Source organism: Pseudomonas fluorescens (assembly GCF_003732425.1).
GTDB lineage: Bacteria > Pseudomonadota > Gammaproteobacteria > Pseudomonadales > Pseudomonadaceae > Aquipseudomonas > Aquipseudomonas fluorescens_BE.
On sequence record NZ_MOBX01000015.1, the window covers coordinates 283,619 to 303,521 of the forward strand.

Genomic DNA, 19,903 nt, shown 5'->3' on the forward strand with positions numbered 1-19,903 from the left:
GATCAGGTACGCATCCCGCGCCCACTTACCAGCAACCGCGCACAACCGAGATACAGCACAACGGTCGCGACAAGCATGAAGGTGATCGCGATGCCGATCTTGATATCCGACACGCCCAGAATGCCGTAGCGGAAAGCGTTGACCATGTGCAGCACCGGGTTGGCCAGCGACACGGTCTGCCAGAACGGCGGTAGCAAGGTGATCGAGTAAAACACCCCACCCAGGTACGTCAGCGGCGTCAGCACAAAGGTCGGGATGATCGAAATATCATCGAAGTTGCGCGCAAACACCGCGTTGATGAAGCCCAGCAGCGAGAAAATCGTCGCCGTCAGCACCACCACCAGCACCGTCACACCAAGGTGATGCACCTGCAAATGGGTGAAAAACAGCGACAGAATGGTCACGATCACGCCGACCATCAGACCACGCAACACACCGCCAATGGTGAAGCCGATCAGAATCGTGTGCGGCGACACCGGCGACACCATCAACTCTTCGATGGAGCGCTGGAACTTGCTGCCGAAGAAACTCGAGACCACGTTACCGTAGGAGTTGGTGATCACCGACATCATGATCAGCCCCGGTACGATGTACTCCATGTAAGTGAAACCACCCATGTCGCCAATCTGCCGGCCGATCAGATTACCGAAGATCACAAAGTACAGAACCATGGTGATCGCCGGCGGCAGCAGGGTTTGTGGCCAGATCCGCGTAAAGCGTTTGACCTCGCGGTAAACGATCGTTTGCAGGGCGACGAGGTTGGGTCGGAATTCGGAACTCATACCGCCACCTTCGACAGATTTTTCTCCACCAGGGACACGAACAGCTCCTCGAGGCGATTGGTTTTGTTACGCAGGCTCAGCACTTCGATGTTTTGCTGCGCCAACTGAGTGAACAGCGCCGTGATGCCCATGGACTTGTCGACCTGGACTTCCAGGGTATGGCTGTCGATCAACCGGGCCGGATAGCCGAGCAATTGCGGCGCGGCGCTCAAGTCGTTTTTCAGGTCCAGCAGGAAGGTTTCGACGTGCAACTGGCCCAGCAATTGTTTCATGCTGGTGTTCTCGACAATGGTGCCGTGGTCGATGATGCCGATGTTGCGGCACAACTGCTCAGCCTCTTCCAGATAGTGCGTGGTGAGGATGATGGTGATGCCTTTCTGGTTCAGTTCAGTGAGGAACGTCCACATCGAGCGGCGCAGCTCTATGTCGACCCCGGCAGTCGGTTCGTCGAGGATCAGCAGACGCGGTTCGTGCACCAGCGCACGGGCGATCATCAAGCGCCGCTTCATGCCGCCGGACAACGAACGTGACGGCACATCGCGTTTGTCCCATAGACCAAGCTGGGTCAGGTACTGCTCGGCGCGTTCCTTGGCGATTTTCGCCGGAATGCCGTAGTAACCGGCCTGGGTCACGACGATGTCGAAAGTCTTTTCGAACTGGTTGAAGTTGAATTCCTGGGGCACCACGCCGATCGAGCGCTTGAGCGCTGCCGGGTTCTTGTCCAGGTCATGGCCGAAGATATTCACTGTGCCGCTGGTCTTGTTCACCAGGGTCGAGAGAATGCCGATGGTCGTGGATTTGCCGGCACCGTTAGGGCCGAGCAGGGCGAAAAAGTCACCTTCGGCGACGTCCAGATCGATACCACTCAAGGCCTGGAACCCGTTGCCGTAGGTTTTGGTTAGCTGCCGGATGGACAGAGCGGAACTCATATCGGATTTACGCACCAAGAAGGGAAGAAAGGGATACATAAGGGCGGGCGGCGAGGGAAACAACCGCAGCACCCGAGCGCAATGGTGCTTGCCGCCGCCGCACAAGTACAGTCAAGTGTGTCGATAGTAAGTATTAAGTCAACGCGGTCATGACCGCTTTCTGGTAAGCCGGACGCTGCTTCAAGCGCTCGTACCAGGCTTGCAGATGCGCCTGTGGCGCGCGCTCGATGGGCATCTCGAACCAGGCATAAATGAAACTGCCCAACGGGATATCGCCCATGCCGATGTCTTGTCCAGAGAGATAGGGCTGACTGGCCAAGGCATGGTCGGCCATGCTCAGCAACTCATTGCATTCCTTGATCGCAGCGTTGATCGCAGCCCAGTCCTGCTTGTCCGCCGGGGTGCGCAACACGCCCCAGAACACCGTGCGGAAGGGGCCGGCAAAACTTGAAGTGGTCCAGTCCATCCATTTGTCAGCGATGGCTCGCGCTTGCAGATCCGCCGGATACCAGTGGCTGTCCGGCGCATGTCTGGCCAGCAGATAGCGGACGATGGCGTTGGATTCCCACAGCACGAAACCGTCGTCCTCGATCACTGGCACCCGGCCGTTCGGGTTCATCGCCCGGTACTCGGGTGTGTCGACCACACCGAATGCGCCGCCGGCATCGATCGCCTCGTAGGCCAGGCCCAGCTCTTCAGCCGCCCACAATGGCTTCCTGACATTCGATGAGTTTTTCCGTCCCCAGATCTTCAGCATGACCGCCTCTTTTCAAATGAGTGGGCAGGCAGCATACGCCGGATCAGGTACGGCTCAAATCACTCTGCATATCGCCCAGCCGTTGCGGCTGCAGATCAGTGAACAGATGCGGATAGCACTTTTGCAGATGTTCGAAGAAGAACGTTTCCGGCACATCGGCGAATTGACCGTGATCGACCAGATACTCCATCAACTGCGCACCGTCACGGTTGAACGGGTGAAAAACGCTGTCGTTAACGCCGTCGAACTCCAGCGGTGCAACGTTGAACAATTCGCAGAGTTTCTGATTGAACGCCGGCGTGGCCTTGACCCAGCGCTCATTGAGGAACAACTCGGTGTAACCGTGCATGGCGAACATGTCGCTCTTCAGCAGCTCGAGCAGGCGCGGGGTCGACAGGTGATTGCGCACATCGGCCAGACCGATGCGTGCCGGGATCCCGCAATGCCGCGCACAACCGGCGAGCAGCGTGGCTTTCGGCACGCAATAACTCTCCCCCGTTGCCAGCGCATAGCTGCCACGCAAGGTCTGCGGATCACGGCTGAAGGTGTAGGGGTTGTAGCGCACCGCCTCACGCACGGCGTAATAAAGACTGATCGCCTGCTCGAGCGGATCGCGGCTGGCACCCCGATGTTGTTCGGCGAACTCCACCACCGCCGGGTGGTCACTATCGATGAAGCGGCCGGGGCTCAGATACTCGTGCATGACGACAATCTCCTGGGTGAGCCCCGAGTCTAGCGACAGCGTCAGCACAGAGATAACGACGTTTCGGCCAAACTTGGACGCAAAGACGCGGGATCAGCGAACGATTTCCCACACGTGTTGCCCACCGAACCTACGAAAACCATCCGGGGTTTCCCACGATTTCAATCACCTTGGTCTGACCACCCGGTTTTACAGATGCCGTCTAAGCTCTGGAGGGTCGTTTTGCCTTGGTTCACGGAGGACTGAATATGCTGTTGTTGTGGATACTGGTTTTGATCGTTGGCGTGGCATATCTCGCCCACCGGCGTACCGCCCCGCTGCCCGCGCTGGGCATCGTGGCCGTCTATCTGCTGGCGATGGGTATTTTCAGTCATGCGCCGGGCTGGTTATTGGCGGTGTTGTGGATCTTGCTGGCGGTGGTCGCTGCACCGCTGCTGTTGCCTGACCTGCGCCGCAAACATTTCACTGCGCCGCTGTTCAGCTGGTTCCAGAAAACCCTGCCACCCATGTCGCAGACCGAGCGCGACGCGATCGACGCCGGCACTGTGTGGTGGGATGGCGAGCTGTTCAGCGGTCGTCCGGACTGGGACAAACTGCTGGCCTATCCCAAGGTGCAATTGAGCGAAGAAGAACAGGCGTTCATCGACGGCCCGACCGAGGAGCTTTGCGCGATGGTCACTGACTGGCAGATCGGCCAGTCAATGGACCTGCCGGCCGAAGCCTGGGCGCATATCAAGGAACACGGCTTCTTCGCCCTGATCATCCCGAAAGAATTTGGCGGCAAGGGCTTCTCGGCTTACGCCCACTCGCAAGTGGCGATGAAACTCGCCACCCGTAGCGGTGACCTCGCCTCCACCGTGATGGTGCCCAACTCCCTCGGCCCGGCCGAACTGCTGCTGCATTACGGCACCGACGAACAACGCAATCACTACTTGCCACGCCTGGCCCGCGGCGATGACATCCCCTGCTTCGCCCTCACCGGCCCACTGGCAGGTTCCGATGCCGGTGCGATGCCCGACACCGGCATCATCTGCAAAGGCCAATGGGAAGGTCAGGAAGTCATCGGCCTGCGCCTGAACTGGGAAAAACGCTACATCACCCTCGGCCCGGTCGCGACCCTCCTCGGCCTGGCTTTCAAGGCCTATGACCCGGAACATCTGTTGGGCGACAAGGAAGACCTCGGCATCAGCCTCGCGCTGATTCCGACTGATACCGCAGGCGTGGAAATCGGTCGTCGTCACCTGCCACTGGGTGCGGCGTTCATGAACGGCCCGAATTCGGGTAAAGACGTGTTCATCCCGCTGGACTTCCTCATCGGCGGTCAGGAGATGCTCGGCAAGGGCTGGATGATGCTGATGAACTGCCTGTCGGTCGGCCGTTCGATCTCGTTGCCGGCTGTCGGCACTGGCGCGGCCAAGTTCACCAGCCTGGTTACCGGTCAGTACGCGCAGATTCGTGAACAATTCAACGTACCGCTGTCGGCTTTCGAAGGTATTCAGGAAGCCATGGCGCGCATCGGCGGCAACGCGTGGATGATGGACGCGGCACGGATGCTCACCGCCAACGCGGTGGATCTGGGCGAGAAGCCGTCGGTGCTGTCGGCGATTCTCAAGTATCACCTCACCGAACGCGGCCGCGAGTGCATCAGCCACGCCATGGATGTGCACGGCGGCAAGGCGATCATCATGGGCCCGAACAACTACCTCGGGCGCAGCTGGAACGGCGCGCCGATCTTCATCACTGTGGAGGGCGCGAACATCCTTTCGCGCAACCTGATGATCTTCGGTCAGGGTGCGATTCGCTGCCATCCGTTCGTACTGAAGGAAATGGCTCTCGCCGGTCGTGAGGACAAGGATCAGGCGCTGAAAGAGTTCGACGGCTTGCTGCTCAAACACATCGGTTTCGCCGTGAGCAATGCCGCCAGCACGCTGGTGCTGAACCTCGGTTTCGGCCATTTCGAACATGCGCCGGGCGACAAGATCAGCCAGGGCTACTTCCGCGCACTCAATCGTCAGGCCGCGGCATTCGCCATGCTCGCCGACTTCAGCATGATGCTGCTGGGCGGCGAACTGAAACGTCGCGAACGTCTGTCGGCCCGTCTGGGCGATGTATTGAGCAACCTGTATCTGGCCTCGGCCGCGCTCAAGCGTTATCACGATCTGGATTCGCCGGCGTATATGGAACCGCTCTTCAGATGGGCGATGGAAGAAAGCCTCGGCCAATCGGAACGGGCGCTGGACGAGTTGCTACGCAACTTCCCGAACAAAGTGTTCGGTTGTCTGTTGCGCGCCATTGTCTTCCCGTTCGGTCGTCGTCACAAAGGCCCGTCGGACAAACTCGGTGCCGAAGTGGCTGGCGTCATTGGTCGCGCCAAGGGCGATCCGGCACTGGAAGAACTGCTCGCCGGTTGCTATCGCCCGCAGTCGGCAGACGATGCAGTCGGCGCGCTGCAACACGCCAGTGATTTGCTGAATGCCGCGCAGCCACTGCACAAAAAACTGCACACCTCGCTGAAAAGCGGTCAGGTGAAACCGGCCGCGGGTGAACATGCCATCGATGCAGCACTTGAGGCCGGGGTGTTGCAACCGGTGGAAGCGCAGAGTCTGCGCGATGCCGAAGCGGCACGACGCAAGGTGATCGACGTCGACGATTTCGACAAAGAGGAGCTGGCGCTGGCAGAGGGCAAAGTCCGCTGATCCTGACAGGCATGTCAATGCGCGCGCGGGCGCTTTATACTCCCGCGCCCGTTTTGCTCTTGAGGACTTATCTCGTGTCCAACGTCGTTGCCGATCATCTTGTTTTGCTCGACCACCTGCGCAGTATCCTGGTCGCCGTAGGTGAGGCCGATCAGGTGCCCGAAGAAAGCCATGCCTTGTTCCTGGAGCGCTTCGATGAACTGCTGGCATCGCTACCGATCGAACCGATCGAAAGCCAATACCTGGGCCAGGACATCCTGACTCAAGTGATTAGCCGTTATCCGCAGATCGCCCACCTGATCCCGCGCGATCTGCTGTGGTTCTTCGCCGGCGACTGCCTGCACTACCTGTCCGATGAAGAGATCGACTTGTATCAGGCACTGGAAGAACGTCGCTACGAAGCCGAACAGAACGATGAGCCGTTCGACTGGAATCAGGAAAAACAGCTGCTGGCGATGTCCGCTCAGGACAGCAAGCACTGATTTCCCACCGTTATAAAAATGCCCGCATGGTTGACCATGCGGGCATTTTTTTGCGCTGGCGTCAGAGTAGACCTTCGCTTTCGGGCAATTCATACGCCATCGCGGCGTTGCTCTCCCCCACCGATTTGCCCGGTTTGCTCAAGGTCGGCTCTTTCTGCAGGCACTCCACCAGATAGTCGATAAACACCCGCAACTTGGGTGGCAGATAACGCGTCGGCGAGTGCAGCAACCACAATCCGCCATGATAGGAAGCAAGAAACGTCCAGTCCGGCAACACCTGTACCACCAACTTTTGCTCAAGCGCATAGCGGGCAGTGAAATACGGCAGGCTGCCGATGCCGATGTGCTGCAACACCGCCCCCAATCGCACGCCCGTGTGATTGGCGGCATAACGACCACGCACACCGACTGTCACCGCTTTGGTGCCCCGCTTGAATTTCCAGCGCGCGTCGCTCGGGGTTTCGCCCAGATAAATACAACTGTGATTGAGCAAATCATGCGGGTGAGTCGGTGTGCCGTGTTCGGCCAGGTACTGCGGCGTGGCACAGAGCAAGTGGTCGATGGTCAGTAATTGCCGACCGACCAGCCCGGCGGGTGGCCGATCGGTAATGCGAATCGCCAGATCGACATGGTCGTCGATCAAATCGACCTGACGATCCTCCAACAGCAACTCGACATCGACCTTGGGATAACGCCGCAGAAACTCCGGCATGTGTGGATGAATCACGAAGCGCCCCACCGCTTTCGGCACGCTGACGCGCACCAGTCCTTCCGCTTCATGGGTGAACTGACCGCTGATTTCCATCACCGACTTGGCCGCGCTGACCATCTCCTGACAGCGCTTGAACACCTCTTCCCCGCCGTCACTCAGTCGCAGCTTGCGCGTAGTGCGCTGCAGCAACCGCGTAGCCAGGGCTTTTTCCAGACGCGAAATGCTGCGACTGACCGCCGACGGCGATGAACCGAGCTGGCGGGCCGCTTCAGAAAAACTGCCGGTCTCCACGACTTTCACGAAGATCGCCATCTCACCGAGCAGCGGTAGTGGAAGATTTATGCTCACAGCGCACAAGTCCTTTGAGGTTTTAACGGATTATCACGTTATTACACGATTCATATAATAAAAAAAGAAACTTTAATAAGGGCATGGAATATGACGCTTCGCCTCTTTTTCCATAGTGATGACCTCAAGGCCAATGTGGAAGTCCTCGACTGCACGCCCCGCGACACCGAATTTGCCGTGGTGCTGCGCGCCACGCTGTTTCATCCGCAAGGGGGTGGCCAGCCCTGCGACACTGGCTGGATCGGTGACAGCCAGGTGCTGCGCGTGGTGCAGGAGACGGATCGCATCATTCATTTCGTCGAGCACCCTGTGCCCCTCGGCATGACCAGCATTCGCATCGACGAAGAACGTCGTCGCTTCAACACGCGCATGCATTCGGCCGGCCACCTGATCGGGCATTTCGTGCAAGCCATGGGCTGGACGCCGATCAAGGCACATCACTGGCCTGATGAAGGCCGTGTGCAATTCAAACCGGGCGATATCGCTCAGGAAGTCGATGCAGACGCCGTTCAATACGGCATCGGCCAGTGGATCGAACACGATCTGCCGCGCCTGACCTCGCTGCGTGAAGGCGCGCGGGAAATCAGTTTCGGTGAGCTGCCGGCCTACGGCTGCGGCGGCACCCATGTACGCAGCCTGAAGGATTTGGGCACAGTCACGATCGCGTCCCTGTCGCAGAAAAAGGGCACCTTGTCGGTCCATTACAGCGTGGATTAAGGATTTTGGGCGGTGCAGCGCGCATCGCTCGACGCCGGGGGGACCGCGTTCGCCGGTTCCGTTGACTATCGATAGATGGACCTACAAAAAATGATGCTAGACGTCGAGCGTCTCGATGAGACGTGCATAAAAAAACTGGCCAACGAAGAAGTCCTTGCCATCCGCGTCAAAGGCTTTTTGCCTGAGCCGCTGGCGATCCAGATTGGCGACAAGATCCTGGGGCCTGGTTTTGAAGGCTACATCAACGCACCGAGTATTGGCCGCATTGGTATGGCGTTTTATGAAGCGGAAAATCAGCCGTTGCTTATCGAAGACTACTTCGAGCGCGCCACCAGCAATATCGCGGAACTGCGCAAGCGTTGCGCTCCCTACTCTTCACCCGTTGATACGCTGCGCTGCATGCTCGACGAGTCATGGCCAGCCGGGGCGCATCTGGAAAACCTTTACGGACGTAAAATGTATGTCGGCCTGTCCCGCGTAGTTAAGCCCGGGGTGTGCTTCCTCGCCCATCACGACATCTTTGCCAAAGATGCCCCGGACAGCTTTCAGGCCCGCAGCCTGGAAGCACAGTTCGCCTGCAATGTTTACCTGAACATGCCGACCGAAGGCGGCGCACTGCAAATGTGGGATGACGACATTTCTGCGGATCAGTTCGACGAAATGCGCGGCGCCAGTTACGGCATCGACCCTGCCCTGCTCGGCCCGCCAGCCCTTGAGGTGCGGCCGAATCCCGGCGATTTCATCATGTTCAATTCGCGCTGCATGCACTCGGTAACCCCCGGTGTGGCGGACCCGCGCCTGAGCCTTTCGTTCTTTGTCGGCTACCGCGGCAATGCTTCCCCCCTGACTTTCTGGAGCTGAGATGTTATCGAACTACCTGGGCGAATTTCTCGCGTTGGCCACCATCCACTTTCTGGCCGTCGTCGCCCCCGGACCGGACTTCGCCGTAACCATCCGCCAAAGCGTGCGTTTTGGCCGAGTGGTGGGCATTTGTACGGCGCTGGGTATCGGCGCGGGCATCTCCGTGCATGTCTTGTATACATTACTTGGGGTCGGTGCATTGATGCACACCACCCCTTGGCTGCTAACCGTGGCCAAAGTCATTGGTGGCGCCTACATCCTGTATCTGGGTGTCAGCCTGTTACGCAGCAAACCCAAGTCAGCAATCGAAGGTGAGAAGACTGTCGACGAACCCGTGGTCGAGCAAACACTACTCAAGGCTTTCACCACCGGGTTCCTGACCAACGCCACCAACCCCAAGGCCACGCTGTTTTTTCTGGCGATCTTCACCACGATCATCAGCGCCAGCACACCACTGAAAATTCAGGCGCTATACGGACTGTGGATGTGCTTTGTGAACGCATCGTGGTTCGTGATCGTCGCGCTGTTTTTCTCCAGCGCCAAAGTACGCCTGCTGTTCCTGCGCATGGGGCACTGGTTCGAGCGCACCATGGGTGTCGTACTGATCCTGTTTGCCGGTCGCCTGATGATGTCCTGGTAACTCAAAGGCACGCAAAAAGGCCCGTCGATGCTCATCGACGGGCCTTTTTTTCAACTGACGGCAGCCACCCTGATCCGGCTGCTATGGATAAATCGCGCGCCCATCAGCAGTGTTGCCAGGCTCAGGGCGGTGATCAGGCCCGTCCAGATTCCTTGCGGCCCCCACTCCAGGCCAAATGCCAAACCCGCGCCCAGTGGCACGCCGACACCCCAATAACAGAAAACCGCCAGCCACATCGGCACACGTGTGTCCTGAAGGCCACGCAATGCGCCCGCCGAAAGCATCTGCAAACCGTCGGGAAACTGCAGCGCGGCGGCGAACAGCAACAGGGTCGAGGCCAATGCCGTGACCGCAACATCCGAGCTGTAAAGGCTGGCAATTGCCTCATTGCCCAACAGCAGGATCGCGACTGACACACTCTGCGCAACCAGCACGATGACACACCCGGCGCCTGCGGCTTGCCTGACGCCCTTGAGATCGCCGCGCCCCAGCGCATGCCCTACCCGCACCGTGGTCGCCTCCGCCACGGCGACCGGGATCATGAAACACAACTGCGCAAGGTTCACCGCAATCTGATGTGCGGCCAGGAACGTCGAACCCAATCGCCCGACCAGCAGCGAAGTGACAATAAACAGGCTGCCCTGCATCAGAATCGCAATGCCGATTGGCATGCCGGTTCGCAACAGATCCTTGATGCCTGTAAGGCTCGGCGCATCGAAACGCGCAAACAACTGCAAATGTGCCAGACGCTTGCCGTACCACAGATAGCCCGCAAACAGCAGCGCCTGCAGCCACATCATCACTGCCGAAGCGATGCCCAGCCCCTGCGCGCCCATTTCGGGAAAACCCCACTTGCCATTGGTCAACACGTAGCCCAACGGCGCCAGCACCAGCAGACCGCCGAAACTGAAAATCATCGTCGGACGCATCCAGTGCATCCCTTCGCACAAATAACGCATGCAGAAAAACAACGTCAGCGCCGGGCTTCCCCACCGCACTGCATGCAGAAACGCCTCTGCACCGGGAATCATTTCGGCAGCGATCCCGGCAGGTGCGAGCGCCATCGGCACAAGGCTCAGAAAAACAAACATCAACAGCCCCATGAACAGCGCCAGCCATAACGCCTGGCGAAAGATCGGCGCTATCTCATGGCTTCGCTTGGCGCCCTGTAAACGGGCAACCGAAGCCGTCAGCGCAATCAACGTGCCAATCGGCACCAGCATCGGCAGCCACAGCAACGCGGTGCCCAGTGTGACGGCCGCCAATGTGTCGGTGCCGTGATTGCCGGCGATCAGATTGTCAACGAAGGCAATCAAACCGGCACAGACATGGCCGATGACCAAAGGCAGTGCGAGAAGTGCCGTGGCGCGTATCTCTGGCAAGCTGCCGCGCGATATTGATTTAAAGGACATTGGAAAGATCTCTGGATTCGACAGAACGGCTCGACGACCCACGCCAGCCGGCTGATCGTTATCCCAGAATCGTTTTGCGCAGGCTGTCAGACCTTTCCGTTTCTCGCGGATTCGCGGTAGGAAATTTGTAACAGGCAGGAGAAACACAAAAAACGCGCATACAAAAACGCCGCTCTATTGAGCGGCGTTTTTGTGAAATTGGAGCGGGAAACGAGACTCGAACTCGCGACCCCGACCTTGGCAAGGTCGTGCTCTACCAACTGAGCTATTCCCGCAATGGCGTCCCCTAGGGGACTCGAACCCCTGTTACCGCCGTGAAAGGGCGGTGTCCTAGGCCACTAGACGAAGGGGACACGCTACCCGGAACACATGGTGTGTGTTTCGGTGTCCAGATCCGCATCCGAAGACTTGGTTCTGGTTTCACTCAGCACCGCCCGAAAGCGCTGCTGTTTAAAATTGGAGCGGGAAACGAGACTCGAACTCGCGACCCCGACCTTGGCAAGGTCGTGCTCTACCAACTGAGCTATTCCCGCATTGGCGTCCCCTAGGGGACTCGAACCCCTGTTACCGCCGTGAAAGGGCGGTGTCCTAGGCCACTAGACGAAGGGGACACACTACAACATTCACTCCCTGCCGCGCTTCGCTATGTGCTTTACGCTGCAAGTGGCGCGCATTCTATGGATGGATTGAGAGGTCGTCAACCCCTTGATATAAATTTATTTAAATCAATGACTTCGACCTGCTTTACAGCGGCAACCAGGCTTTTCCGTCGCCCGACGATTGACGCCTATATTCCGCCACTCGCCAAGACGTTATAGTCCACCGCACAGTGATGGCAATCTGCACCCGCAGCGCCAGCATTCATATAAGCAGCGTGCGGCCGATACAGATTGAACCTGCCGATCCAACTCGTCGAGCGGCGCTAGGCGGCTAAATGCCTAGCCACTACACTCGCATGCGAACCCTATAAAGAGGTCTTACCGGTGACACCACTCATGATCACCCTGCTAGTCATAGCCGGGATCGCAATTCTGATCGCCATTGGCTACATGAACCATGTGGTGGAAAACAACAAACTGGAGAAGGCCCGCACCAAGGTCGAACTCAATGACCGCCTGCGCCGTTGTGGCGAACTGACCGAAACCTTCCCCGGCCAGTTCATGACCCCGGCACTCAAGCTGCTGCTGACCCGTCTGGAATTGAACGTCTGCCAGCGCCTGCTGAACCTGGAAAAAACCAGCGCCACCACCAAGGCGCGCATCACCGAACTGAGCGCCCTGGTTGCCCAAGGCGAATCGATCCCGGTCAACAACCCACCGGCGCCGATCCTGACCGAAGCCAAAGCCAAAGACGTGCGCTTCCTGCTTGAAGCCCTCCACGGCCAAATCACCCGCGCCGCCCACGACGGTTTCCTGCCGCCGAATGAAGCCAAACACTGGATTCGCGAAGTCCGCCACATTCTGGTGCTGCTGCATATCGAATTCTTCAACAACCTCGGCCAACAGTCCCTGCAACAAAACCAGCCCGGCCAAGCCCGCCTCGCCTTCGAACGCGGCGTGCAATACCTGCGCAAACAGCAGGATCCGCAGATCTACGCAGAACAACTGCAATACCTGGAAAAACTGCTGGCCCGCGCCAACGCCCAGGTCATGGACAAGATTGCACCGGTCGAAGGCGAAGAGAACCAACTGACCGCCGGCCTCAAAGATGTCGAGGCCGATGCCGACTGGAAGAAGAAAGTGATCTACGACTGATTGCAAAGATTGAAAGAAAGCCACCGAGAGGTGGCTTTTTTGTGGGCGCGCAGGAGTGAACCCGATAGAAAACCGGTGAATGTGAGAACGCTTTCGCGAGCAGGCTCGCTCCCACAGTTTCGATTGAGTGAATTCGGATAGAGATTGGTCGACTGTCAGGCCGCCATCGCTGGCAAGCCAGCTCCCACAGGGATTAAGTTCAACCGTTAGATACTCGTATCGCGTCGCCCCTCACCACTCAACAGGATGAGCGTTAGCTCGGCTGCAGCTCTTGATATTGATCTTGATCCACGGGCGACGTCGGAAGGCTGAGTGGAGGGATGCATCCGGGGGTCAGGCGCGTAGCGCCGTTCGACGAAGTCGAACACATCGAAAGGAGGTGCAGCGAAGCAAACCGGAAGCGATGCCCCCGGATGGATCCCGCAGCGAAGGAACCCCGAGCCCTAGCGAGTGGGCCGGACGCAGGAGCAAGCGTTTTTGGTTACTTTTGGGGCGTTTGCCAAAAGTGACCCGCCGTAAGGGCGGAACCGCCAGCCGCAACACCCAAAAAACCGGATATACACCCAAAACCCAAGCGCATGGTCGGCCCACAGGCCGCCAAGGCTCAATCAAAGCCGAAAATGCCCAACCATCCCACGCAACTCACTCCCCAACTGCGCCAGTTCAACACTCGAAGCCGCATTCCCGCGCATCGCGATCGACGACTGATCCGCACTCGCACGAATACTGGTGACACTGCGATTGATCTCCTCCGCCACCGAACTCTGCTCCTCGGCCGCCGCCGCAATCTGCTGATTCATCTGCTGAATCAACGACACCGCCGCCGCAATACTCCCCAGTGCACTCTCAGTCTGCAACGCATCACTGACCGCCAGCTTCACCAACTCGCCGCTGCTCTGAATCTGCTGCACCGATGAATGCGCCGCCGTGCGCAACGCACTCACCAGCCGCTCAATTTCCTCAGTCGATTGCTGCGTGCGCCGCGCCAGCGCACGCACCTCATCGGCCACCACCGCAAAGCCCCGGCCCTGCTCCCCGGCCCGTGCGGCCTCGATCGCGGCGTTCAACGCCAATAGGTTGGTCTGCTCGGCGACGCTCTTGATCACCCCCAGCACCGTGCCGATATTCTGGATTTCCGCACTGAGACTTTCGATGCTCGAACTGGCCGACGTCGCCGAGTCAGCCAATTGCTCGATCCGCGCCATGCTTTGGCGCACCACCTGCTGCCCGCTCTCGACCTTGTCATCCGCCGTCTGCGCGGCCAGCGCCGCTTCTTCGGCATTGCGTGCAACGTCATGCACGGTGGAGGTCATCTGGTTCATTGCCGTGGCGACCTGCTCGGTTTCTTCCTTCTGGCTGCTGACCTCAAGGTTGGTCTGCTCGGTGACCGCCGACAACGATTGCGCCGAACTGGCCAGTTGCTCGATCCCCGCCTGCAGTCCACTGACGATCGTGCTCAGCCCCGCCCCCATTTGTTGCATCGCCAGCATCAACTGGCCGATCTCGTCACGGCGGGTCACTTCCACGGTCGCACTCAAGTCGCCAGCGGCAATCTGTTGCGCGACCTGAATCACGCTGCGCAATGGCGCGACGATGAGTCGAGTGATCAGCCACGCAGCGAGCAATCCCACCAACAACGCCAGCGCCGAAGAACCAATGATCAGCAGCGAGTTTTTCTTCAGTTCCGCCTGCATCGCGCCGTCTTCGGCGACATACGCCTGATTCACCCGCTCGACCACTTGGTCGGCACGCTGATGCAATTTCTCGTAGACAGTTTTTTCCTCTGCAAGCAATCCGGTGTACTCAGCCAGTTTGTCGTTGAAACCGACAATGTGCCCGGAGACTTCATTGAGCACGGTCAGATAGCCTTCGTCCTTGACCGTGGTTTTCAATTCTTCGGCCTGCGCCTGCGCCTGTGCAGCCTGTTCGATATTGCCCTTGCCGGCACTGTCGGCATCGCCCTTGCGGCTTTGATCCAGGCGAATCCGCGCTTCGTTCATCGCTTGCAGCATCAACCGCGAAACCTGGCTGACCTGACTGGCCTGCTCGATGAACTGCGCGCCATCCTTGCCCTCGGTGTCTTTCAAGGTATAGGCGCCGTCGTCGGCAAGCCCGGCCTGCAATACGTCAAGGTTGTTGGCCACACTGGACACCGACCAGCTGGCCATTTCCAGTGCCAGATCCTTGGCCTGCGTCAGCGACACAAACTCGTCGAACGCCTTGCGATAGGCGCCCAGTGACTGCTGTACATCATTCATGACCGGCACATTGGCCGCCGACTGCGCTTTGAGCTGATCAGCCAGAGCAACCAGTTCGTCGACGCCCTTACGCAGGGCATCGGCCGTCTTCGAATTGCCGCGCAGGGCATACTCCTGCTCGAGCAGCCGCACCTTGAGCAGACCGCTATTGAGCGAGGACATTTGCTTCAGCCCGTCAAAACGCTGACTGATGGTTTGCAGGGACCAGACGCCAATAGCCGCCACCAGCGCGGTCAGGAGCAAGACCAGTACAAACCCGATACCCAGTTTTATTGCCATACCGAGGTTGGCAAAACGTCCTTGCATGGCCGAAATCATTGCGCGTAGTCCCCTGCCATTGTCAGTAGAGCGAAGAGTCGCAACGGCCATCCACCGGCACAAGTCTCTGACGTCGGAATAATGGCAAAAAGCTACGCCCGCGTCGTTTTCAGAACACTTGAGGTCGATCCGCCACGGTGTTGCGAAAAAACTGCCGGGCGCGTGGATCACAAGCATAGGCGACGTTGATGCGCAGCCAGTCGCCCGACTCGCCACTGGGGCTGAACGCATCAGGTGCTGACAGCAACACGCCACAGCGTTGAGCTTGCCGACGTACCCGGGAATGATCGGTCATGCGCGAACGCGCCCAGATAAACAACCCACCCGCAGGCTTGCCGAAAACCTCCCAGTCGGCATCCTCAAGCACCTGTAACGCGGCGGCGCGATCAGCATTCAGGCGTTGTCGCTGGCGCTGCACCAGTTTGCGGTAAGCGCCACTGACCATCAGACTGGCCAGCACCGCCTCGGTAAACCTCGATGCTCCCAGGCCACTGATCATCTTGACCTGCGCCAGACGCTCGACAATTTCGCTGTCGGCGCAGACGAACCCGACGCGCAACGAACTGCTCAGCGTTTTGGAAAAACTGCCCACATAGATGACCCGCCCCTCATCATCCAGAGCCGCCAGGCGCGTGCCGTTACCGGTGTGCAAGTCTGCGTAGACATCGTCTTCGATCACGCGCAAATCGTAGGTCTTGCTCAGTTGCAGGAGACGTTGCGCCACGCTCGGCGACAGGCAACTGCCCGTGGGGTTTTGATGATGGCTGTTGATGAACAGTGCGCCAGGGCGAAACTGTTGCAGCAACGCTTCCAGCGCGTCGATATCCGGCCCGTGCGGGGTACGACGCACCTCAAGCATGCGCACGCCATGCAGGCGCAAAAGATCGAACAACGGCGCATACCCGGGCGTTTCGACCACCACGCAGTCTCCGGCCTTGAACAAGGTGCGCACGATCAGATCCAGCGCGTGGCTGGCGCCGCAGGTACTCAGCAACTGCGCGCTGCGGGCCTCTATATTGAACATCTTCAGACGTTTGACGATCTGCTCGCGCAACGCTGGAAGCCCCAAGGGCGTACTGTAGTTGAACAGGCTGGCCATATCGGTGCGCGCCACTTCGCGCAGCGCATAGCTGAGGTCGTCGGGCTCGCGCCAGCTTTGCGGCAGACCGCCCGCGCCAAGCTTCAAGCCACCGGCGGCTTCGCACACGGCATCGCACCAGGCAAACCGACCCTCGAATGGCGCCAGTTCATCTTCTACGCCCAGTGCCGACGGCGAGGCGGCGACAATGAACCCGGCGCCCTGGCATGAACTCAGAACCCCCTGCGATACCAGCCGCTCACACGCCTCGACCACGCACGACTGACTGAGCAGATTGCCCCTGGCGATCTGCCGCACGGAGGGCAAACGGGTGGCCGGCGGTACGCCACTTTGCAGGATCCACTCGGTCAATCCGTCAACAATCTGCTGCACGACCGGCACCATTGCCTGTCGATCAATTCTCAATTCCATGAGCAAGCAAACTCCTGTCCGTTTTGCTGGCGGCAGTAAATCACAGCCGCGCCGGACAGGCTGTGCGACAACGCCGCCAAAAGCGACCGTTCTAACCGTTTGATACACATTGTTTAAGGGGCTTCACGGAACTGACCGCTGCCCACAAAAAAGCCCGCAACGAATGCGGGCTGTTTTTCTTGCGCGTCCTTCAGAAAGCGGTGACGCCGCCATCCACTGCCAGCGAGTGGCCGGTGGTGAATGCCGCCCCGTCGCTGCACAGGTACAACACGGCACTGGCGATTTCCTCGACTTTGCCGATGCGCCCGACCGGGTGCATGGCATTGGCGAACTCGCCCTTCTTCGGATCGGCCTCATAGGCGCGGCGGAACATGTCGGTATCAATCACCGCCGGACACACAGCGTTGACGCGGATTTTCTTCTTCGCGTATTCGATAGCCGCCGATTTGGTCAAACCGATCACCGCGTGCTTCGACGCTGCATAAATGCTCATCTTCGGCGCCGCGCCCAGCCCTGCCACCGAAGCGGTATTGACGATCGCTCCACCGCCCTGCGCCAGCAACAGCGGCAGCTGATACTTCATGCACAGCCAGACGCCTTTGACGTTGACGCCCATGATCGCGTCGAACTCATCCATCGAGCCGTCGGCGAGTTTGCCTTTTTCGATTTCGATGCCGGCATTATTGAAGGCATAGTCGAGACGGCCGTAGGTGTTGATAACCTCGTCCATCAGATTTTTCACTTCACTTTCGACGGTCACGTTGCAGCGCACGAAGGTCGCTTCGCCGCCGGCTGTACGAATCAGCGCCACCGTGCCCTCGCCCCCTGCCGCGTCCAGATCGGCGACCACCACTTTCAGGCCTTCGGCGGCGAACGCCTGCGCGGTCGCACGGCCGATGCCGTTGGCCGCGCCGGTGACTACGGCAACTTGACCGGAAAACGTCATGCTCATTGTTATGTCCTCAAAGGGATAGCTGCAGGTGATTGGCAGCATAGCCATTGGGGTCTGCCGAGCGTCAGCACTATCCAATGGCTGTTTATGTGCCCATGCGTCGCAGTGATAAAACCGACCAGGTAATCATCACTGCACTGGATCGGCGTGCATTCGCCGCATCAGCCAACCTTGCGCCAAGGCTCCCGAGGGTCTATCAACAAGGCTTCATTCCGTTCGAGTGCCTGCCATGACCAACCAGACCAATCGCCAGTTCCTGCTCGCCAAACGCCCGGTGGGCGCGGCCAACCGCGAGACCTTCACCTACCAGGAAGTCCCGGTCGGCGAACCGGTGGCAGGCCAGATTCTGGTCAAGAATGAATACCTGTCCCTCGACCCGGCCATGCGCGGCTGGATGAACGAAGGCAAGTCCTACATCCCGCCGGTCGGTATCGGTGAAGTCATGCGCGCGCTGGGCGTAGGCAAAGTCGTTGCTTCGAACAATCCGGGGTTCGCAGTCGGGGACTACGTCAACGGTGCCATTGGCGTGCAGGATTATTTCCTCGGTGAGCCAAGAGGTTTCTACAAAGTCGATCCGAAACTGGCACCGCTGCCGGTGTATCTGTCGGCACTGGGCATGACCGGCATGACCGCCTACTTCGCCTTGCTGGATGTCGGTGCACCGAAAGCCGGCGACACCGTTGTGTTGTCCGGTGCGGCAGGTGCGGTGGGCAGCATTGCCGGGCAGATCGCCAAGATCAAAGGCTGCCGTGTGGTCGGCATTGCCGGCGGCGCTGACAAGTGCAAATTCCTCATCGAGGAGTTGGGCTTTGACGGTGCCATCGACTACAAGTCCGAAGATGTCGTGGCCGGGCTTAAACGCGAATGCCCGAAAGGCGTCGATGTGTATTTCGACAACGTCGGCGGCGACATCCTCGATGCGGTATTGAGCCGGTTGAACATGAAGGCACGCGTGGTGATCTGCGGCGCGATCAGCCAGTACAACAACAAGGAAGCGGTCAAAGGCCCGGCCAACTACTTGTCGCTATTGGTCAATCGTGCGCGGATGGAAGGCTTTGTGGTGATGGACTACGCCGCGCAATACGCCAGCGCCGCGCAGGAAATGGCCGGCTGGATGGCCAAGGGGCAGCTCAAGAGCAAGGAAGATATCGTCGAAGGCCTGGAGACCTTCCCGGAAACGCTGATGAAACTGTTCAGCGGCGAGAACTTTGGCAAGTTGGTGCTGAAAATCTAAAGCAAGATCAAAAGATCGCAGGCTGCGCCAGCTCCTACAGGTGTTCAAATAACCCCTGTAGGAGCTGCCGAAGGCTGCGATTTTTTAGGCGATTTCGGCTACAACCGAAGCCAGTGCCTTGGCCGGATCCGCCGCCTGGCTGATCGGACGGCCAATCACCAGATAATCGGAACCGGCATCCAGCGCCTGACGCGGGGTCAGGATGCGACGCTGATCGTCCTGCGCGCTGCCGGCCGGACGAATGCCCGGGGTCACCAGTTGCAGGGACGGGTGCGCGGTTTTCAGTGCCGTGGCTTCCAGCGCCGAGCACACCAGACCGTCCATGCCAGCCTTCTCGGCCAGTGCGGCCAGACGCAGCACTTGCTCCTGCGGTTCGATATCCAGACCGATACCGGCGAGGTCTTCGCGTTCCATGCTGGTCAGCACGGTCACGCCAATCAGCAACGGCTGCGGGCCGCTGCGCTTGTCCAGCTCTTCACGGCAGGCCGCCATCATGCGCAGGCCACCGGAGCAATGCACGTTGACCATCCACACGCCCATCTCGGCAGCGGCTTTCACGGCCATCGCGGTGGTGTTGGGAATGTCGTGGAATTTCAGGTCGAGGAATACTTCGAACCCCTTGTCACGCAGGGTGCCGACAATTTCTGCGGCGCAACTGGTGAACAGTTCCTTGCCCACTTTGACCCGGCACAGCTTCGGGTCCAACTGGTCGGCCAGCTTCAGTGCGGCGTCACGGGTGGGGAAATCCAGGGCGACGATGATAGGAGTCTGGCAGGCGGACATGAATGGGCTCTCAGGCAGGTCGAAATCGGCGCGCATTGTAGCGGAACCGGCGGCG

At 59.2% G+C, this 19,903-nt stretch carries 17 protein-coding genes, 4 tRNA genes and 1 pseudogene; 7 read left to right on the top strand and 15 right to left on the bottom strand.

What is annotated here, in order from left to right; translation table 11 throughout:
- Positions 1-2: 2 nt before the first annotated feature.
- The 4 genes from BK670_RS23275 to BK670_RS23290 all read right to left on the bottom strand — a co-directional run bounded on the left by BK670_RS23275 (position 3) and on the right by BK670_RS23290 (position 3,171).
- A complete protein-coding gene (locus BK670_RS23275) occupies positions 3-782 on the bottom strand; it encodes an ABC transporter permease (protein ID WP_123453273.1) in 780 nt (259 codons plus the stop codon).
- A complete protein-coding gene (locus tag BK670_RS23280) occupies positions 779-1,711 on the bottom strand; it encodes an ABC transporter ATP-binding protein (RefSeq protein ID WP_123453275.1) in 933 nt (310 codons plus the stop codon). The genes BK670_RS23275 and BK670_RS23280 overlap by 4 nt, the downstream gene beginning before the upstream one ends.
- Before the next feature lie 133 nt (positions 1,712-1,844).
- A complete protein-coding gene (locus BK670_RS23285) occupies positions 1,845-2,468 on the bottom strand; it encodes a glutathione S-transferase family protein (protein WP_123453277.1) in 624 nt (207 codons plus the stop codon).
- A 43-nt stretch (positions 2,469-2,511) separates the two neighbouring features.
- Entirely contained in the window at positions 2,512-3,171 is a 660-nt protein-coding gene (locus tag BK670_RS23290) for a transglutaminase-like domain-containing protein (protein WP_123453279.1), read from the bottom strand.
- 248 nt (positions 3,172-3,419) lie between these two features.
- Between BK670_RS23290 and BK670_RS23295 the strand changes: the two genes are divergently transcribed.
- Positions 3,420-5,867 (top strand): acyl-CoA dehydrogenase, encoded by a 2,448-nt coding sequence (locus tag BK670_RS23295; protein WP_123453281.1) that lies wholly within the window; start codon positions 3,420-3,422, stop codon positions 5,865-5,867.
- Positions 5,868-5,941: 74 nt separating this feature from the next.
- On the top strand, positions 5,942-6,349 hold the full coding sequence (locus BK670_RS23300; RefSeq protein ID WP_123453284.1) for a PA2817 family protein: 408 nt from the start codon (positions 5,942-5,944) through the stop codon (positions 6,347-6,349).
- Between the two features lie 61 nt (positions 6,350-6,410).
- Here BK670_RS23300 and BK670_RS23305 read toward each other — a convergent pair whose 3' ends face one another.
- Positions 6,411-7,409 carry a LysR family transcriptional regulator gene (locus tag BK670_RS23305; protein WP_123453286.1) on the bottom strand — a complete coding sequence of 333 codons (999 nt, stop codon included), beginning with the start codon at positions 7,407-7,409 and terminating at the stop codon, positions 6,411-6,413.
- Positions 7,410-7,499: 90 nt separating this feature from the next.
- Between BK670_RS23305 and BK670_RS23310 the strand changes: the two genes are divergently transcribed.
- The 3 genes from BK670_RS23310 to BK670_RS23320 all read left to right on the top strand — a co-directional run bounded on the left by BK670_RS23310 (position 7,500) and on the right by BK670_RS23320 (position 9,627).
- Positions 7,500-8,126, top strand: coding sequence for an alanyl-tRNA editing protein (locus BK670_RS23310; protein WP_123453288.1), 627 nt, complete (start codon positions 7,500-7,502; stop codon positions 8,124-8,126).
- Between the two features lie 90 nt (positions 8,127-8,216).
- Complete coding sequence (locus tag BK670_RS23315; protein ID WP_123453290.1) at positions 8,217-8,987, top strand: 2OG-Fe(II) oxygenase; 771 nt, start codon at positions 8,217-8,219, stop codon at positions 8,985-8,987.
- 1 nt (position 8,988) lies between these two features.
- Positions 8,989-9,627 (top strand): LysE family translocator, encoded by a 639-nt coding sequence (locus BK670_RS23320; RefSeq protein ID WP_123453292.1) that lies wholly within the window; start codon positions 8,989-8,991, stop codon positions 9,625-9,627.
- A gap of 50 nt (positions 9,628-9,677) precedes the next feature.
- Here BK670_RS23320 and BK670_RS23325 read toward each other — a convergent pair whose 3' ends face one another.
- From BK670_RS23325 to BK670_RS23345, 5 genes are all read right to left on the bottom strand, one after another.
- Positions 9,678-11,039 (bottom strand): MATE family efflux transporter, encoded by a 1,362-nt coding sequence (locus BK670_RS23325; RefSeq protein ID WP_123453296.1) that lies wholly within the window; start codon positions 11,037-11,039, stop codon positions 9,678-9,680.
- 199 nt (positions 11,040-11,238) lie between these two features.
- Positions 11,239-11,314, bottom strand: a tRNA-Gly gene (locus tag BK670_RS23330).
- 2 nt (positions 11,315-11,316) lie between these two features.
- A tRNA-Glu gene (locus BK670_RS23335) sits at positions 11,317-11,392 on the bottom strand.
- Between the two features lie 104 nt (positions 11,393-11,496).
- Positions 11,497-11,572: transfer RNA gene (locus BK670_RS23340), tRNA-Gly, on the bottom strand.
- Positions 11,573-11,574: 2 nt separating this feature from the next.
- Positions 11,575-11,650, bottom strand: a tRNA-Glu gene (locus tag BK670_RS23345).
- A gap of 384 nt (positions 11,651-12,034) precedes the next feature.
- Here BK670_RS23345 and BK670_RS23350 point away from each other — a divergent pair.
- Positions 12,035-12,793, top strand: a complete 759-nt coding sequence (locus BK670_RS23350) for a hypothetical protein (RefSeq protein WP_171057407.1) — start codon at positions 12,035-12,037, stop codon at positions 12,791-12,793.
- A gap of 608 nt (positions 12,794-13,401) precedes the next feature.
- Here BK670_RS23350 and BK670_RS30315 read toward each other — a convergent pair.
- The 4 genes and pseudogenes from BK670_RS30315 to BK670_RS23365 form a co-directional block, all read right to left on the bottom strand.
- On the bottom strand, positions 13,402-14,283 hold the full coding sequence (locus BK670_RS30315; protein ID WP_404942491.1) for a methyl-accepting chemotaxis protein: 882 nt from the start codon (positions 14,281-14,283) through the stop codon (positions 13,402-13,404).
- A pseudogene (locus BK670_RS30320) lies at positions 14,263-15,546 on the bottom strand (HAMP domain-containing protein); the annotation flags it as partial. The pseudogene BK670_RS30320 and the gene BK670_RS30315, both read right to left, overlap by 21 nt.
- Positions 15,479-16,879 (bottom strand): aminotransferase-like domain-containing protein, encoded by a 1,401-nt coding sequence (locus BK670_RS23360; RefSeq protein WP_123453302.1) that lies wholly within the window; start codon positions 16,877-16,879, stop codon positions 15,479-15,481. The pseudogene BK670_RS30320 and the gene BK670_RS23360, both read right to left, overlap by 68 nt.
- A 190-nt stretch (positions 16,880-17,069) precedes the next feature.
- Entirely contained in the window at positions 17,070-17,831 is a 762-nt protein-coding gene (locus BK670_RS23365) for an SDR family oxidoreductase (RefSeq protein WP_016983635.1), read from the bottom strand.
- 229 nt (positions 17,832-18,060) lie between these two features.
- Here BK670_RS23365 and BK670_RS23370 point away from each other — a divergent pair, with 229 nt between their 5' ends.
- Positions 18,061-19,065, top strand: a complete 1,005-nt coding sequence (locus BK670_RS23370; protein ID WP_123453304.1) for an NADP-dependent oxidoreductase — start codon at positions 18,061-18,063, stop codon at positions 19,063-19,065.
- An 84-nt stretch (positions 19,066-19,149) separates the two neighbouring features.
- On the opposite strand, the gene pyrF is transcribed toward BK670_RS23370, so the two are convergent.
- Positions 19,150-19,848, bottom strand: coding sequence for an orotidine-5'-phosphate decarboxylase (pyrF, locus tag BK670_RS23375; protein WP_185036818.1), 699 nt, complete (start codon positions 19,846-19,848; stop codon positions 19,150-19,152).
- Positions 19,849-19,903: the final 55 nt, after the last annotated feature.